Origin of the sequence: Methylobacterium mesophilicum (genome assembly GCF_036441335.1) — a bacterium.
Classification (GTDB): Bacteria; Pseudomonadota; Alphaproteobacteria; order Rhizobiales; family Beijerinckiaceae; genus Methylobacterium; species Methylobacterium mesophilicum_B.
In genome coordinates, this window is record NZ_MLBW01000015.1 from 306,323 (window position 1) to 322,632 (window position 16,310).

Genomic DNA, 16,310 nt, shown 5'->3' on the forward strand with positions numbered 1-16,310 from the left:
GTTGACCGTACAGGGTTACGGCGATCTATAACCGGGACATGTTCACTATCGTACCACAAGCTGCCACGACCGCAGCACGTGCTGCAGAGTGACGCCAATGAGATATATTGTTCGGAAATACCGAGTTCGGCGATATGTGCTCACTGCGGACTCTGAACGCACAACCGAGCGCGCGGGACCGAACGTCCCAGGCTCATGGGGAGCCGCCATACTTCCTGCGCGCATCCAAATGCGAATGATTCAAACGTTAGGGCCGGCTTCCAGGATCAGGGAAGCCGATCTTGAAACTTCGCAATGCGCAAAATTCCGGGCCCGGACATCATCTTGCAGTCAGTACGGAGATATATACTTCGAAACTTATGCCATAATATCGGCAAGACTGTGAAATTTCACGCTCCGCGCGACTGCACTGCACCTCCATGATCTCTTGACACGCCTCCCGACTTCGCCCAATTGTCCGCCAAGCACGACTGCGTTTTTGACCTAGCCGGCTACCGATTACAGAAAAATGATCTCCGCGATATCACTGGAAGAATTTGTTGATTCGAGATAGATCACGCCGCCGCTTCGACAGATAAAGGATCACATGTTTGCCGAGGCTGACGACCCGCCATCTGTCAAACGGGCCGCCATGCGGATCATGTCGATGAACTGGGCCATCGAAGTTACAAAATCCTGAGGTTGAACAATTGTCTAGGATATTTGTCTGCGATCCCGTCTGCATCCAGAGCATCGGGCACAATGTCAGAGCCTTGATATACTATCAAAGAATCCTGGCCGATTATGCCGATCAGATCGTTTGCTTGGCTGCAAAGTATATCCCGGAAGACATTGCCGCAAAGAACAGCATTCTGCCGTTCTTCGAATTTTACTACAACGAGTTCATCCCCGTCCTGTCGGCTTCAGACGACCCCGTCAAGATGAGCGGGAGCCATGCCCAGAGATACGCCCTGGCAATGGCCGATATCGAGAGATTGCTAGACACCTACGAGCTCGGACCATCAGACGTCATATTCTTCCCGTCGATAGATTTTTACAGCCTCGCGGGCCTTGAGGCCTGTAAGGACAGGTTTCGCCAGGAGAACTCACCGCGCGTTCTGTTACGTTTTATCGGCGTGATGGAAAACTCTTCGACAGCCTATAAGAAGCCGCTCAACGTGGCATTGATGTACGTTCGATCTCTGATTGACGCGGGCTGCAAGGTCTCTGTGTCCGCCGAAACACCGATTTACGCGGATTGGCTGGCAGGCCAACTCGACACGTATGTGCGCGTCACCCCCTATGGCGAGGTGAGGGACCCCATCCCGATCCACGCGGGAAAAGAATTTCATGTTATATGCCCCGGCTCAGCGAGGTTCGACAAGGGCTTCCTGAGACTGGAAAATATCTTCAAATTGGTCCGCATCGAAGACCCCGATATCTCGATCGTCTTCTCGACTCAGATCCTAGTCGATCAGCAGATCGCGAGTTACCAGACTTATCTCTCGAGACTGTACGCTTGTCCCGGCGTACAATTGCTGCCCAGCGCGCTCGAAAATGAAGAGATGGACGAACTCTACAAGAAGTGCGATCTGGTGCTGCTCCCTTATGATCCCGAGATCTATAAGTATCGCGGATCCGCAGTGCTCATGGAAGCCGCGACCGTCGGGCGGCCCGTCATCGCGACGGAGGATGTCGGCTTTGTCGAGCAAATCAGATACTACGGGCTGGGCATCGCGTGCGCGGATGACGCGTCGATGGCGAAGCAGATTGTCGAATATTCGGCCATACCGAAAGATTCACGCTGGAAAAAATCTGTGCAGGCCAGAAATCGTTTCGTCGATGACATGCGCGGCGCGTTCAGGGACTGGATCGTAGCATGAGAAAATTGCTATTCCTCGACCACAAGTACCATGAGATAACCAAATCAAGTTCATTTTTCATCGAAATCTTGAGGCGGGAATTCGAAGTCGATCAGTATTATGTCGATCCGGATATCGGAGTCGACGATTCCCTGGTGTTGCGCCTGGCCGATTACGAGTTGGTGGTCGTCTGGCAGATGGATTACTTGGCCTCCGCGATCTGCGCGCTGGGAAAGCGCGTCGTTGTGGTGCCGATGTATGACGGCTCGGGATCGATGCCGGACATGCATTGGGCGCTGTTGCGAGAAGCTACGTTCATCAATTTCTCTCTCGCTATGCATGAGAGAACTCGTCTGATGGGCTGCAAAAGCTATCTCGTAAAGTATTTTCTGCCGCCGTGCGCCGCCGAGGACCGCGCCTCCTTCGATAAGATCAACGTGTTTTTCTGGCAGCGCCGGCCCGATCACGGCATCAACATCCAATTCGTTGACCGGCTGCTCGGTGAATCATGCGACCGGATCCATCTCCACGACGCCCCGGATGTCGACGTGGGGCACAGCAACAAAATTGCACGGCCGGTCAGCTACGACCTCACCACATCGACTTGGTTTCCGTCAAAGAAACATTACGAGGACACGCTGCGGGAATGCAACGTGTTTGTGTGCCCGAGATCTGCCGAAGGGATCGGCGTCGCCATGCTCGAAGCCATGGCGAAGGGCATGCTTGTAATCGCCAACGATCAGCCCACGAACAATGAATATATCTCGAACTGGGTGAACGGAATCCTGTTCAATATTCACTCCGAAAATGGTGGCATCGACATCAGAGATGCCGCAGCCCGGCTCGGTTATTCGGCCTGGAAAACCGTTGAGTACGGTCACCGGATCTGGGATAGACAAGCAACCGATCTGCTGCGGGTCATTGAAACCGCGGCGCCCAGCACAAAACTCGACGTGGATGTCGCCGAATATCTCAGCTCCGTCAGCATGAGTTTCTCTGCCGGGCAGGAAAATTATGTGAATTTTATTCAGAGACGGGCGCACAAGCTACTCTCGAATGGCAATCGCTCACTCGACGACATAGCCATGTTGATCGGTGGTCGGCCCGAAAGCCATGCTGACGAGGCCATATCTTTCATCGGCCCTGATCGGATCCTGAATGTTTCTGACGAGAATTGCCCATTCTTGAGAGAAGGATGGAGCAGCTACGAGAATGGCGAATATCGCTGGATCGAGGGGCGCTACGCGGTCCTGAAATTCGGAGATGCGCGGACCGAGACGATCGAATGCCTCAGCTTCGATGCAAAGTCGATCGATCTCTCTGTAGGCGACCAGTTCCTTACCATTGACTTCAATCGCAGAACCATCCTCAGAGTCGCGCTTCCGCAGGGATCTTTCACCAACTTCAGCATCCGTCTTCCGAGAGATACAATCCGGACTTCCAATATTATCGAGCTCAAGCTCCACGCTTCGGCGATCCCCCCGGGCGATAACCGCCAATTGTCGGCCTGTCTGTCGGATCTGCGATTTAGTCCCTTCGATCAGGTGCAGTGATCGCGCGGCTCGCGTGATCCTCCGTCGGCATCGCGGATGCAGGGAGATCGTCTCGCGGCCCTCTCGGCTCGGTCGCGCGCGAGATAGCCGAGGCCGCGTGGACGCGTCGCCGATTGTCGTCGCCCTCGAAGTGGGCGAACAGATCGCGCCGTTCCTCATCTCGGGTTGCCCATCGTCGCCGGTGGACGAGTTCGACCTTGAGGGTATGGGAGAAGCTCTCCATCGGGCCGCGCACGGGCTGCCGCGATCCGAGTGGCAGATCAACCCAGCGGCCGGCCGCTGCTGCCGGGCGGCCATCATCGGCGCCGCCACGCCCAGCTCGGTGCGCATGCGATCGCGCATCGACCAGCCGACGATCTTGCGCGTGGCCAGATCGGGGACGGCGGCCAGGTACAGCCAGCCCTCGCCGGTCGGCAGGTCGGTGATGGCGCTGCGCGGACCGTCGGTTCGGCCAGCCAGATGGTGTCGGCGGTCCGAGGTGCTGCGGTGCGCGGTCGGCCCGGTTCTTCGACGCCGATGAGCGTCTGAAGGATCTCTCGGCCAAGGGCGACGCGCCGGGGCGGTTGAGCCGCATCGTCGATTGCGAGCTGTTCCGGGACGACCGCGCCCGTGCCGCGCCTCGCTCGGACGGGTCGAAGGGCGGTCGCCCACCGTTTGACCGCGTCTTCATGTTCAAGGCGCGGATTCACCGGGCCAGCCACTCGCTGTCGGACGAGCGTCGCCCCAGTCGCTGATCGAGGATCGGCTCTCGTTCATGCGCTTCCCCGGGCTCGGGCTGTCCGATCCGGTGCCGGACGCCAACACCATCCGGACCGTCCGCGAGGCGCTCACCCGGGCTGAGATCGCGGGTCGCCCGGCAATCGAGGTCCTGTTCTCGACCTGCGAGGCGGCCCTGCGGCAGGCGGGTTTCCCGACGATGGGCGGGCAGATCGTCGACGCGACCGTGGTGGCCGCGCCCAAGCAGCGCGGCTCGTGGTGCGCACGATCGGTTCGGCGAGAGCCCGGATGAAGATTGGCCGGGCCAACCTCACGTACGACATGAACCGGGCGGTCTGGCCCACCGGCTCCCGCGCGAGGACTGCCTGATGGGCAAAACAGAGGGCTTCTCGCCCCGCTCGCGACCGGCGCGAGGACAGCATCACATCGCCGAAGCGCTCAGCATCCCGCTGCCCCCTCCGAGAGACCGCCGTCGACACGGTCCTCGAAGGTGCCCAGTTGTCCCTCTGCCGGCAGACGCGGACCTTCGACCGCCAGGACGTCGGTCGGGATGACTCGACGCTGGCCAGCGCGGTCGGACGCGGACCATTCCCCCTCCGGCCCGTGCTCGAGCTCGAGCACGCCATCGGGATCCGGGAGGGCACGGCTGAACACATGACGGTGAACCACGCCGTCGCTGAAGCGCCCGTCGCGCTGAGGCCGAGGCAATCCCGCTGCGCCTCACCCGATTGCCTGCCGCGCGACGCCGTGGCTCCCATCGCGGCACCTGTGCCTATCCGGCGCGCCATGCTCGACCGGCCCGTCCGGGACCCGTCGCCTAGCAAACCCATGGCCCTTCGCGTCGATCACCGCGCACCCGACGGGAAAGGAATTTAAACCTGTTGCCGTACCGTGGTATTCTATGTGATACGCTGTGTCCTGCACAGCGTCCCATCTTGTGGCGAGTTTTGGTGAGACAATAGATCGGATCTGGAAGTTATAATATAATTTTATCAAGATTAGCCTTCCGGGCGATCGTTGGGTCTGCTGCCGCAATGCAAGTGTTGGACAATTCAGATTCTGGATTTATCGCATACATTGATCGTCGATCTGCCGTTCTCGAAATTTCAATGAACGGGTCCTGCGCAATACCTCTCCAAATCCTGGAACCCAGATCCGTCGATCTCGTTGCTTGGTCGTTCGTAGGATTTTCCGGACGACGAATCTCGGACCCGCGTTGCTTCCTTGTTTTGGGCTTCCGCGACGAAGACACTTCTTCCAACCTCTCTTCGATCGCGATCCGCACGCATATTGAAGATCGATGCGTTGCTCTGTCCCCTAGAACGACCCCTCTCTCGCCCATCGAGACGTCCGCCCTCGCCAAGGCCGTCGTCTGCGCGCTGGAGCCTGGGACCCTTGCGTATCTCGATGCCCTGCTCCCGCTCTTGAGGGCCGGGCTGGACTCGATCTTGGCAGACAGTTCAGCAAGGGATCTGAGTATCGAAATCGGCCAGGCGGCCGATACCTGGCTGGCTCACAGCATCGATTTTATTCCAGATTGCATGATCGCGCGGTCGACGGACGGGTACACCTGCAGTCCGGTCACGTCGGTTCAATTTCAGACTCCTCATAGAGCTGTCATAACTCTGGAAACGAGCGCTCCCCCGATCACACCGGCACTCAACGGTGCCATCCTGAGCGGGCACGGTCGATACGCGCCAGCTCGCGTCATCGGAGCGATGTGAGCGTATGGAGCCCTCGGGGAAGCCGACCGTTCTGGTCGTGACGCCCATGCCCGCGGCACCGGTCAGCGCGGGCAATCGACGACGCCTCGTGGCGACCTGCGAAGCCCTTCGGCGCGGCGGCTTCGCGATCGATCTAGCCTATTTCCAGCACGAAGATCAGATCTACAGGCGCTTCGGGCAGCACCCGCCGACGGACGCGGCCGCGATGGCGGCAGCGTTCGATCGTGTTTTCCATATACCTGCCGCGACAACGATTCCGCTGAAGACTTGGGCCGGCGGATTTGACATCGATGCTTGGTGTCCGGACGAGCTCGTCGACTTCATTGCTTGGTATTTCGAGAGACATACGGAAACCTGCGCTATCATCGTCAACTACGTATTTCTGTCACGATGTCTCGAGGCGGTGCCGAGCGGTGTTACCCGCATCATCGATACGCATGATCGTCTGGCGGACAGGCAGTTACAATACCTGCCGTTCCGCGCCGAACCGAATTTCTTCTATACGGACCGCGCGTCAGAAGCGATCGGCTTGTCACGCGCCGAGATGATCCTGGCGATCCAGCCGAAGGAGGCAGAGTATTTCCGCAGTGTCGTGGATCGGCAGGTGTATCTGCTCCCGCCCTTCTGCGCCGAACGTGCGAGATTCAACGCACCCAGCCGGCTGACCCGGCTCGGCTTCATCGGGCATGGGAACGACCCGAATCTCTTCTCGATCAGCAAATTCGCTCACGGCTGGGCGGCATCCTGGAGGCCGGAGTTGCCCGTTCTCGTCATCGCGGGCGAGATCTGCGGGAGCCTGAACGGGCTGGACCTACCCGGCGTCCAGTTGGCGGGTTATGTCGACGCCGTTGAAACCTTCTACGCAGGCGTCGACGCGGTGGTCGCGCCGATGCTGATGGGAAGCGGTCTCAAGATGAAGGTCGCTGAAGCGCTCTCGCTGGGTCGGCCGGTGATCGGAACACGAATCGCGTTCGAGGGGTTCGATACCCACCATCCCGCGCACCGATTGGTAGGCGTCGCAGATACCGTTGCGGCTGTTCAGCGCCTCTACGAAGATCCGGCAGGTCTCGCAGCACTGACCAGCGCGTGCGCGGATCTGCTCTCGCGCTACAACGCCAGAGCGGCCGCCTGTGAGGCCGAGTGGCTCGATGCGATCCCGCGCCGCTCGGCGCGAGGCGCGGTCCCATCCGCGCAGAGCGACGCGGACGCTTCGGTCATCGTCGGAGCGGGGTTCACCGTGAGCGAGGAACGCTCCCTGCGATCCCTGCCAACCGCAGACGAGGAGGGCGGAATTCTTGTCGCGACCGAGAAACTTTCGCCCGCGACCGCTCAGGCCGCCGGCTACCCGTCCGCACGGCGACGCTGGTTCGTGAACTCACAGCCGGACCGGAACGTGCCGTTTCCGAGCCCGCCCCGAGCCCTGCACGGTGGCCAAGTCAGCCTCTCACCGGAATGGATTCACCGCCGTTCCCTTCCTCAGCCGCTTCGGGAGGCAATCGCCGGATCTCTCGGCGAGGCCCAAGCCGACTGGACCGCGGAAGGTCGCCTGATCGGGTACGAACCCGACGGGCTGACGGTGGCGTCCATCGTTCCGAGCTTCCTCGTCGCACGATCACGGGCCACAGCGGCGTTTCTCCTCGGGGCAGGGGATTCGGCACGGGAGTTGCGCCTGACCGGCACGGCGGCTCTGGCGCGTTCGCCCGGCCTCGGCTTCGCCGCGTTCCGAGGAGACCTGACACCCGTACCCGCCGGTCTCACCTTCGTTCCGTTGGAAGGCGCCGAACCCTCCGCCTCGGTCGCGGCAGAGGGCGCGGAGCCGTCGCGTCAGACGGCGGTGCTGCTCCTGAGCGATGATCTCGTGGGTCTGATCCGCCTCGCTCCGTCGAGCAACAACCGCCCTGAAGTCCAGTAATGAAGAAAATTGAGGCGGTTGATCCACATCATGGAAGGCTTGCCGCGATCGCCGAGGCGCGTCTCATCGGCAACGCCATCGCGCGCAACGATCTCCGCATCGCCTTCTCGCCGGTCGCGGCGCCGCTCGTCTCGATCGTCGTCGTCTCGCTCAATGCCCGCGATCTGCTGACGCTGACGCTCTATCGCCTCGCCACGCAGCAGGCTTTCGCCGGGGCCTCGTTCGAGGTGATCGTCGTCGACAACGCCTCCGACGCGGAGACCCTGACCGTCCTCGACCTGCTCGACAACGCCACGGTCATCCGCAACACGGACAATGTCGGTTACGGGCCGGCCTGCAACCAGGGAGCCGCGGCAGCGAGCGGACGCTACATCCTCTTCCTCAACCCCGATGTGGAACTGATGCCCGGCGCGATCGGCGCCCTCGTCGCCCCGTTCTCGGACGCGACCGTCGGCATCGTCGGAGCGCATCTGGTGTTCCCGGGCGGCTACCTGCAGGAGAGCGGCGCGTTCTTCCGCGACGATGCGCAGATCACCCACCCCTACGGCCGCGGCAACGCGAACCCGCTCATGGCGGAGGGCACCTTCCAGCGCGAGGTCGGGTATGTCTCGGGTGCGGTGCTCATGGTCGAGCGCGCGCTCTTCGCGGAACTGGGCGGCTTCGACGACCTCTTCGCCCCGGCCTACTTCGAGGACACCGACCTGTGCGTCCGCTGCCACCAAGCGGGGCGGCGCGTCGTCTACCAGCCGCGGGCGAGCGCGATCCATTTCGAGAATGCCACGACGCCGGTCCGGGCCGACGTCGAAGCCCTCATCGACCGCAATCGGGCACGATTCCTGGAGCGGCATCGGTCCTGGCTGTTCCCGCAGGCCGGCCCCCGCTTCGGCGATCGGACGCACAATACCTGGGCGCTCAAGGTGCTCTACGTCGACGACGGCGTGCCCCATATCGATCTCGGTGCGGGCATGCCGCGGGCGAACTTCATCGTCGCCACCCTGGCTCGGCTCGGCTATCAGGTGACCGTCTATCCGGTCTATCGCGCGGATCCGGAGATCGCGCAGCGGTACCGCGACCTCCCCGACACCGTCGAGATCCTGGATGCCGAGGAGGGGATGGGGCTCGCGCGGCTGATCGAGGAGCGGCGGGAACACTACGACGTGCTCTGGGTCAGTCGCCCGCACAACATCGATCTGGTCTGCCAGATCTTTCAGAACCGCGACCTGTCGCTGCGGGATTTCGCGAAGAGCCGCGTGATCTTCGATTCGGAGGCCCTGTTCTGTCTGCGCGCCTTCCTGGAAGGGACCCTGCAGGATGGGTCCGGATTCAGCGCGCGCTTGGCGGCCTCCGCGCGGCGGGAGACGCGCAACTTCGCGCAGGCCGATCATGTCGTCTGCGTCTCGGAGGCGGAAGCGCGCCTGCTGCAGTTCCATGGCGTGACCAACACCGCGGTGCTCGGCCACGCCTTCGCGACGCAGGCGGAAATTTCCTCCGCTCTCGACGGCCGCAGCGGCTTCGTCTTCATCGGGTCGCTGGAGCATGAGAATTCGCCGAACGTCGACTCGCTGATCTGGTTCCTCGAAACCGTCTGGCCGGACGTCCATCGCGCCCTGCCGCGCGCGCCCTTCACCATCATCGGACAGGTCACACCGGATCTGCGCGCGCGCCTGTCGGCACCCAACGTCACCGTGATGGGCCGGGTCGCGGACCCAGGGCCGTACCTCGACCGGGCGCGCGTCTTCGTCGCACCCACGCGCTTCGCCGCCGGGATGCCGCACAAGGTCCACGCCGCCGTCGCGCAGGGCCTCCCGTGCCTGGTCACGCCGATCCTGGCGGAACAGCTCGGCTGGCCCGAGGGCTCCGGATACCTGACCCGGGACTGGCGCGATCCGGACGCCTTCATCACCGGGCTGATCCAGCTTCATGAGGATGCCGAGACCTGGCGGCGGCTGCAGCGCGCCGGGCTGGCGCAGGTGGCGCAGGATTGCTCACCCGTGGCCTACGCGGAGAAGCTCCGGTCCCTCTGCGAGGCGCCGGTCTTCGCATGAGTCAGCCACCCTTCAAGCGGGCCGCGATCCGGACGATCTCGAAGGTGTTCCGGCGCGTCGTCATCGGGCGCGTACCGGGATTGTTCGACGCGGCCTACTACCTGAAGCACAACGGCGACGTCGCGGCCTCGGGCATCGACCCCTACCTCCACTACGTCTGGCGCGGCGCCGCCGAGAATCGCGACCCCGCCGAGGATTTCGACACGGCCTTCTTCCGCAACCAGAGCGGCAAGACCCGGCTCGATCCGGTGCGGCATTACCTGCGGTTCGGTTCCGCCGCCGGGCTCGATCCGCATCCCGGATTCAGCAGCACCTCCTACCTGATCCGCTACCCCGACGTGACGGCCTCGGGCGTCAACCCGCTGCTGCACTACCGGACGAACGGCCGGCGCGAGGGCCGCGTGGCCCAGCCGTCGGCGGCCAAGACCATGAACATCTCGGCCCTGCGCTCGGTCCCCTCCCGGCACCTGCGCAGCCTGCCGGAGGAGGGACGTGCCTTCTCGATCACGCTGCTGCGCGCGTTCCCGGCCGGGGACACGTTCGAGTCGGTTAAGCGCTTCTGCTTCCTGCTCAAGCTGACCCATGACGAGATCGCCCTGCTCGTGGGCGCCTTCGACACGATGCCCACCAGCGGCCACGCGGCGATCACACTGGAGGTCTTGGCCGACGCGGACGCGAGGGGCAAGCCGGGGTCCCGCGACGCGCGACCGAAGCTCGATACGGTGCTCTTCGCTTTCGAGCACTGCTACGTGGCTGTGCAGGGCAACAGCATTCGAATCAAGTACGCAGAATTCCGGCTTTGGGATCTACGAGAAGAGGAAGCCCGGGTAGCGGAGATTTTCCCGGCCGGCGCCGTGGAGTTCCGCATCTGAGTCGCTCCCGACCCAGGGCGTAAGCCGGCCGTGCATCTGTGATCCCCCTGGGATGGAAGCTTGTCAGCACGGCAACTTTCGAACGCTCCAAGCATACAAGCTTCGCGCGTGCATGGCCGGCGCAACATTGATGCTCTCGACGACGTCCAACATCGATCGACCAGCGGTACGGCCGGCGCCGGCGCGGCCTCAGCGGTCGGCGTACTCCGCCGCGGCGAGCCTGCGCAGGCCCGCCTCGAGATCGATGCGCGGCCGCCAGCCGGTCCGGTCGAGGAACCGCGACGAGTCGAGCATCTTGTAGGCCGCACCCTGGAACGAGCCCGGCGGGCTCACGAGCGGCACGGACCAGTCGAGCGCGGCCAGGGCTGCCCGCGCCACCGCCTCGACGGTGACGGGCGTGTTGGCGGCGCAGTTGAGGATCTCGTTGTCGAACGCCCGGTCGGCCGCCAGGATCGCGTCGATCTGGTCGTCGACGTACAGCACCTCGCGGACGGTCTGCGGGTTGCCCCAGACCTCGAAGGCCTGCGCGCCCGCCGCCTTCTCCCGCACGGCGCGGTCGAGCAGGGCGCCGACGAAGTGGCTGCGGTCGGAGGCCTTGTTGTCGTGCGGTCCGTACAGGGTCGCCAGCACGCAGTGCAGGAAACTCAGCCCGTACTGGTGCGCGTAGGCCGCCGAGCCCGTCGCCAGGACCTGCTTGGCGAGCCCGTAGCCGATCACCGACGGGTGCGTGGGTCCCTGGCCGAACCGCGCCTCGGGGAGCGCCTCCGCCGATTCCGGATAGGTGCAGGACGAGCCCGTGGAGACGAGCTTGGCCTGCGGCTGGAACAGGCGCCACGCCTCGAGGACGTTCAGGTGGACCCGGGCGTTGATCGCCAGGAGCTCGCCCTGGATATCGTACTGCACCGCGCCGGTGCGCTGGCGGGTCACCACGTGGAAGATCCGGCCGGCCGGCGGCGCCGCGCGCAGCGCCCGCTCGACATTCGCCCACACGGAGAGGTCGCCCGCCGCGCGGCCGATCCCGACGACCTCGCGGCCCTCGGCCCGGAGCCGCGGGACGAGGTTGCGCCCGAGGAAGCCGTCCGCCCCGATGACGATGTCGCGCTCAGGCCCCGGCATGGTGAGCCCCGTCGCGATAGGCCTCGCGATACCACGCGATCGTCGGCCGCAGCCCGTCCGCGAGTCCCGTGAAGCTCGACAGCCCGAAGCGCTCGCGCAGCCGCCGGTTGGTCGAGCGGCGGGCGAGCACGCCGTGGGTCGCCGTGTCGGGGGCGTGGACCGGCCGGTCCTCCCCGGCCACCTCTAGGATGGTGCGGGCGAGGTCGAGCAGGGTCGTGGTCTCGCCGCGGCAGAGGTTGAGCGCGTCGCTCGTCTCCCGCATCTCCAGGGAGCGGGCGAACACGTCGACGACGTCGCCGACGTAGATGAAGTCGCGCTCGACCAGCGGGTTGCCCTTGATCTCGAAGCGCTCACCGGGCGCCAGCGCGCGCATCACGAAGGCCGGCAGGACGTGCGCCTTGCGCGGATCCGTCGAGTCGTGGGGACCGTAGGGGTTGCTCAGGCGGAAGCTGAGCGTGTGGATGCCGTAGCGCTCGGCGTGGAGGTCGGCGATCACCTCGGACCAGCGCTTCGACCACGCGTAGAAGGCCTCGTTCCGGTTAGGCGGGGCGTTGAGGTCGACGGCCCGCGCGTCGTCGAGGGGATCGAGGGCCGCCGGGTAGACCGCGACGCTCGAGGCCGCGCGCACCTCGCGGATGCCCTTCGTCAGGCAGAACCGGTAGAGGCGGTTGGCGATCTCGGCGTTGCCGGTCAGCAGGTCGCTCTGCGCCGTCTCGAACCTGTCGGCGTCGTAGCGCTGCGCGGCGACGTTGACGACGATCGCGTCAGCGGGGACCGACAGTGCCTCCAGGGCATCGAAGCGCGCGGCATCGGTCGCCCCCGGCACCGACTGGCCGGAGGGGGTGACCGCGATCAGCCGCGGCACGCGGCCGGCGAGATGCGCGACGAGGTTGCGGCCGACGAAGCCGGACGCACCGACGACGACGACGGTGTCGGGCAACGCGGACAAGGGGAGGGCGGCCACGCTCAGACCGCCTTCGGCAGGTCGGCGGCGGTGATCACCTTGAGTTCCGGCACCGGGACGATGAAGGCGCCGCCGTTCTCGAGGTAGCGGCGCTCGCGCGCCAGGAATTCGTCGATGAAGTTCCAGGCGAGCACCAAGTAGGCGTCGGGCGCGGGTACGCTGCCCTCCTCGACGATCGGGATGCGGGCGCCGGGGATCAGGCGGCCGAACTTCAGCGGGTTCTTCTCGGCCGCGACCTGGACCAGCCGCGGGCCGATGCCGAAGGCGTTGAGCAGCGTCGCGCCCTTGGCCGGGGCGCCGTAGGCGTGGACCGTCTTCCCCTCGGCGTGCATGCGCTCCAGCAGGTCGAGCAGCGCCGCCTGCAGGCGGCGGACGTTCTCGGCGAAGCCGACATAGGTCTCGAACGTGCCGTAGCCGCGGGCCTCCTCGTCCGCGCGCATGCGCGTGACCGCGTCGCTGACCGGATGGGCGCCGGGGAAGCCGACATGCGCCTCGAGGGAGCCGCCATGGACCGGCACGACGCTGACGTCGAAGACCTCGAGGCCGTGGCGCGCGAACAGCTGCTCCAGGGAGCGGAGCGTGTAGTAGCACAGGTGCTCGTGGTAGATCTGATCGAAGGCGGTGTTCTCGATCATGCCGCCCAGGTAGATCGCCTGCACGACGAAGACGCCGTCCGGCTTGAGCAGCGTGACGATGCCCTTCACGACACTGTGCAGTTCCTCCAGGTGGAAGAAGACGCCGGCGGCGGTGATCAGGCTCGCCGGCCCGTCCTGCGCGCGGACGATCTCGGCGGTCTCCGCGTTGAAGAAGCGGTTCAGGGTCGGCACGCCGGCGGCGCGGGCGAGTTCCACGACGTTGGCGGCGGGCTCGACGCCGCAGCGGCGCAGGCCGAAGGGCTCGTACTGCCGCAGCCACGTGCCGTCGTTGCTGCCGATGTCGACGACGAGGTCCTGCGGCCCGAGGCCGTACCGCTCCACGAGCCGGGCCGCCGTCTGGCGGAAATGCTCCACCAGCGTCTTCGTCGTGCCCGAGACGTAGGGATAGTCGCTGAACATGCTCTCCTTCGGGATCGTGTGATCGATCTGGACGAGCGTGCAGTCGTGGCAGAAACCGGCGCGCAGGGGGAAATGCGGCTCGCGGCGGTCGGCGAGGTCCGGCGGGATCAGGCGGTTGCAGTGCGGCTGATCGGTCAGGTCGAGGAACAGCTCGACATCGCGTCCATCGCAGACGCGGCATGCCATGGCGAGTTTCGTTCCCGTCATCCTACGACCTGTGACATCCGCGGCGCGAGGCTCTACGACCCCGAGAGGCTTATCGGCTGGGCGAGGGCAGCGCAACGCGCGGTCGCAGCTCGTTCGAAGTCAGAGCCGAAAGACGAGACAGTTTTGCCATGGCGCATATCCTTCAGCGGCGAAGATCCACAATGACCGCGGCGGATATCCGCAAGCACAAGCACCGGGTCCGCAGAGAGCAATGATCTCGACACCGAGTTGGACAGTCCGCAAATCCCACCACGTCATGAAGGATCGCTGGCTCGGTCTCCGTTCCGACGCGTGCGTGACGCCGTCGGGGCACATCATCGATCCCTATTACGTGCTCGAGACGCCGGACATCGCCCTCGTGCTGGGCATCGACGCGGCCGATCACGTCATCCTCGTACGCCAGTACCGTCACGCCTATGGCGGCCCGAGCCTGGAGCTTCCGGGCGGGGCCATCGACCCCGCCGACCCCGATATCCTCGCGGCTGCCGAGCGCGAGATGCGTGAGGAGACCGGCTACATCTTCGCCGATGCCGAGCGCGTGGTCACCCTGAACGCGGATCCGGCCCGCTACGCCAACCGCATGCATCTCGTCCGCGCGCGCGTGACAGCGGCCGGGCCGGCGCAGCCGGATCCCGGCGAGGACATCGCCGTGGTGCGCGTATCGCGGGCCGAGGCCTTACAGCTCGCCCAGTCGGGCGCCATCGTCGGAGCCGTGCACGCCGCCATGCTCCTGATCGGCCTGTCCGGCACAGGATGATGGCCGTCACCGGATTGTGGATCGAGCGATCGAACCGCTGACAAGACCCGCGCGTTCCGCCAATACGATTAATCATCGGTTAAAGAGCGGATCCAAGCGTGCCCGATTACGACATCCAGATCGTCGCTCCGCGAGATCGGAAAGCCGCGGACGCGGAGCGCGAGACTCCGCCCAAGCGCAAGCTCGACTGGGATCGCGCCATGCGCGAGGCCGCGGAAGCGGAACTCTCGATCCAGTCGCACGACTGAGCGTGCCGGACGGCGAGCGCGCCCGGCGAGGGCCCACACTTCCCGGGGCCCTTCCTACCCCGTCAGCGCGACCTCTCGCAGGAAGGCGAGCAGGTCGTCCGACCTGAAGTGATGCACGGCGAGCCCCGCCGCACGGCCGGCGGCGAGATCCGTTTCCTGATCGCCGACCAGGAAGCTGCGCGCGCGGTCGATGTCCCAATGGGCCATCAGGTCGAGGATCATGCCGGGCTCGGGCTTTCGCCATCCGTGGACCGCCCTGTAGGCCTCGACCGTCCCGTCCGGATGATAGGGGCAGTAGCGGAGATCATCGATATGCGCGCCGGCCTCGCGCAGGTCGTCCCGCATCCAGGCGGTCAGACGGGCGACATCGGCCTCGGTGTAGAAGCCGCGGGCGACCCCCGCCTGGTTCGTGACGACGAACACGAAGTAGCCGGCATCATTCAGCGCCCGGACGGCGTCGCGCGCGCCCGCCATCCACTGGAACCGGTCCACGGAGCCGACATACCCGTGGTCGTGATTGAGAACGCCGTCGCGATCGAGGAAGGCGGCCGGTCTTCTCCGACGGGCCGGAATCTCTTCCTGGGCCCGGGCGTAGCTCTCGGGCACGCCGATATCGAGGAAGTAGCCGTCATGGGCCTCGCCGACCACGCGGCCCTCGGCGACCAGCGCGGGCAGGACGTCCCGTTCCAGTGAGCAGGCCGGCGGCAGGCCGGTGAGTGCATCGCGGCGCACCAGGTAGACGCCGGCGTTGACGAGACCGGGTCCCGGCTCAGGCGGCCGCTCGAGGAAGGCTGTGATCCGGACGCCGTCGAGGAGCGCGACGCCGTAACGCGCGGCGTCCGGCACCCGGCGGAGCGACAGGACCATCGCCGCATCGGGGTGACGCGCCGCCATGGCGGGCAGGGACAGCAGGTTCACGTCGAACCACGAGTCGCCGTTCAGCAGGAGAAAGGTCTCGTCGGCCTCGGGAAGGGCGTGCACGACGGCGCCCCCGGTCCCGGCCTGCTCCGGCTCGACCGAGACCCGCAGCGTCATGCCGAAGCGTCGCGCGACCGGGTTGTCGGCGGCGTAGGCGCGGATCTTCTCGCTGTGGAACGAGGCCAGGAGCACGATCTCGGTGAAGCCGTGGCGGCCGAGTTCGAACAGCAGCACGTCCAGGAACGGCTCACCCGATACCGGTAGCAGCGGCTTGGGCATCGCCGAGGTCAGCGCGCCGAGGCGCGTGCCGAAGCCGCCGCACAGGATCATGGCTTGCCGGACGGGGCCTCCACCCTTCCGTTCTGGCTCGGTCACAGGCCG

At 64.9% G+C, this 16,310-nt stretch carries 11 protein-coding genes and 2 pseudogenes; 8 read left to right on the forward strand and 5 right to left on the reverse strand.

Translation table 11 applies throughout. The features are described 5' to 3' along the window. Positions 1 to 803 precede the first annotated feature (803 nt). On the forward strand, positions 804 to 1,862 hold the full coding sequence (locus tag MMR14E_RS11030; protein WP_331314207.1) for a glycosyltransferase: 1,059 nt from the start codon (positions 804 to 806) through the stop codon (positions 1,860 to 1,862). Further along, positions 1,859 to 3,394 carry a glycosyltransferase gene (locus tag MMR14E_RS11035; protein WP_331314209.1) on the forward strand — a complete coding sequence of 512 codons (1,536 nt, stop codon included), beginning with the start codon at positions 1,859 to 1,861 and terminating at the stop codon, positions 3,392 to 3,394. The genes MMR14E_RS11030 and MMR14E_RS11035 overlap by 4 nt, the downstream gene beginning before the upstream one ends. A gap of 50 nt (positions 3,395 to 3,444) precedes the next feature. On the opposite strand, the pseudogene MMR14E_RS11040 reads toward MMR14E_RS11035, so the two are convergent. After that, positions 3,445 to 3,820: pseudogene (locus MMR14E_RS11040) on the reverse strand (DDE-type integrase/transposase/recombinase); the annotation flags it as partial. A 60-nt stretch (positions 3,821 to 3,880) separates the two neighbouring features. Between MMR14E_RS11040 and MMR14E_RS11045 the strand changes: the two are divergent. The 4 genes and pseudogenes from MMR14E_RS11045 to MMR14E_RS11060 all read left to right on the forward strand — a co-directional run. Continuing rightward, positions 3,881 to 4,367 (forward strand): annotated as a pseudogene (locus tag MMR14E_RS11045) (transposase); the annotation flags it as partial. Positions 4,368 to 5,839: 1,472 nt separating this feature from the next. After that, on the forward strand, positions 5,840 to 7,747 hold the full coding sequence (locus MMR14E_RS11050) for a glycosyltransferase (RefSeq protein WP_331314211.1): 1,908 nt from the start codon (positions 5,840 to 5,842) through the stop codon (positions 7,745 to 7,747). Further along, the gene (locus tag MMR14E_RS11055) at positions 7,747 to 9,792 is read left to right on the forward strand and encodes a glycosyltransferase (RefSeq protein WP_331314213.1); all 2,046 of its coding nucleotides are present in this window, start codon (positions 7,747 to 7,749) and stop codon (positions 9,790 to 9,792) included. The genes MMR14E_RS11050 and MMR14E_RS11055 overlap by 1 nt, the downstream gene beginning before the upstream one ends. Beyond that, on the forward strand, positions 9,789 to 10,664 hold the full coding sequence (locus MMR14E_RS11060) for a hypothetical protein (protein WP_331314215.1): 876 nt from the start codon (positions 9,789 to 9,791) through the stop codon (positions 10,662 to 10,664). Before MMR14E_RS11055 ends, MMR14E_RS11060 begins: the two co-directional genes overlap by 4 nt. A gap of 189 nt (positions 10,665 to 10,853) precedes the next feature. Here the strand turns inward: MMR14E_RS11060 and MMR14E_RS11065 are convergent, their stop codons facing one another. Genes MMR14E_RS11065 through MMR14E_RS11075 form a run of 3 tightly spaced genes read right to left on the reverse strand, consistent with a single transcriptional unit; the run spans position 10,854 to position 13,985 of the window. Then, positions 10,854 to 11,780: an NAD-dependent epimerase/dehydratase family protein gene (locus MMR14E_RS11065; RefSeq protein WP_331314216.1), complete on the reverse strand. Its 927-nt coding sequence runs from the start codon at positions 11,778 to 11,780 to the stop codon at positions 10,854 to 10,856. Further along, a complete protein-coding gene (locus MMR14E_RS11070; protein ID WP_331314218.1) occupies positions 11,767 to 12,744 on the reverse strand; it encodes an NAD(P)-dependent oxidoreductase in 978 nt (325 codons plus the stop codon). The genes MMR14E_RS11065 and MMR14E_RS11070 overlap by 14 nt, the downstream gene beginning before the upstream one ends. Before the next feature lie 2 nt (positions 12,745 to 12,746). After that, positions 12,747 to 13,985 carry a class I SAM-dependent methyltransferase gene (locus MMR14E_RS11075; protein ID WP_331314219.1) on the reverse strand — a complete coding sequence of 413 codons (1,239 nt, stop codon included), beginning with the start codon at positions 13,983 to 13,985 and terminating at the stop codon, positions 12,747 to 12,749. A gap of 316 nt (positions 13,986 to 14,301) precedes the next feature. Between MMR14E_RS11075 and MMR14E_RS11080 the strand changes: the two genes are divergently transcribed. After that, positions 14,302 to 14,763, forward strand: a complete 462-nt coding sequence (locus MMR14E_RS11080; RefSeq protein ID WP_331314221.1) for an NUDIX hydrolase — start codon at positions 14,302 to 14,304, stop codon at positions 14,761 to 14,763. A gap of 98 nt (positions 14,764 to 14,861) precedes the next feature. Continuing rightward, positions 14,862 to 15,011: a hypothetical protein gene (locus MMR14E_RS11085; protein ID WP_020094679.1), complete on the forward strand. Its 150-nt coding sequence runs from the start codon at positions 14,862 to 14,864 to the stop codon at positions 15,009 to 15,011. 54 nt (positions 15,012 to 15,065) lie between these two features. Here the strand turns inward: MMR14E_RS11085 and MMR14E_RS11090 are convergent, their stop codons facing one another. Continuing rightward, positions 15,066 to 16,304, reverse strand: a complete 1,239-nt coding sequence (locus MMR14E_RS11090; protein WP_331314223.1) for an HAD-IIIA family hydrolase — start codon at positions 16,302 to 16,304, stop codon at positions 15,066 to 15,068. Between the last annotated feature and the right edge of the window lie 6 nt (positions 16,305 to 16,310).

What these genes read in the sequence shown, in the direction of transcription:
- MMR14E_RS11035 (WP_331314209.1), top strand. Translation starts at nt 1,859, where the DNA reads ATGAGAAAATTGCTATTCCTCGACCACAAGTACCATGAGATAACCAAA.
- MMR14E_RS11050 (WP_331314211.1), top strand. Translation starts at nt 5,840, where the DNA reads ATGGAGCCCTCGGGGAAGCCGACCGTTCTGGTCGTGACGCCCATGCCC.
- MMR14E_RS11055 (WP_331314213.1), top strand. Translation starts at nt 7,747, where the DNA reads ATGAAGAAAATTGAGGCGGTTGATCCACATCATGGAAGGCTTGCCGCG.
- MMR14E_RS11060 (WP_331314215.1), top strand. Translation starts at nt 9,789, where the DNA reads ATGAGTCAGCCACCCTTCAAGCGGGCCGCGATCCGGACGATCTCGAAG.
- MMR14E_RS11065 (WP_331314216.1), bottom strand. Translation starts at nt 11,780, where the DNA reads ATGCCGGGGCCTGAGCGCGACATCGTCATCGGGGCGGACGGCTTCCTC.
- MMR14E_RS11075 (WP_331314219.1), bottom strand. Translation starts at nt 13,985, where the DNA reads ATGGCATGCCGCGTCTGCGATGGACGCGATGTCGAGCTGTTCCTCGAC.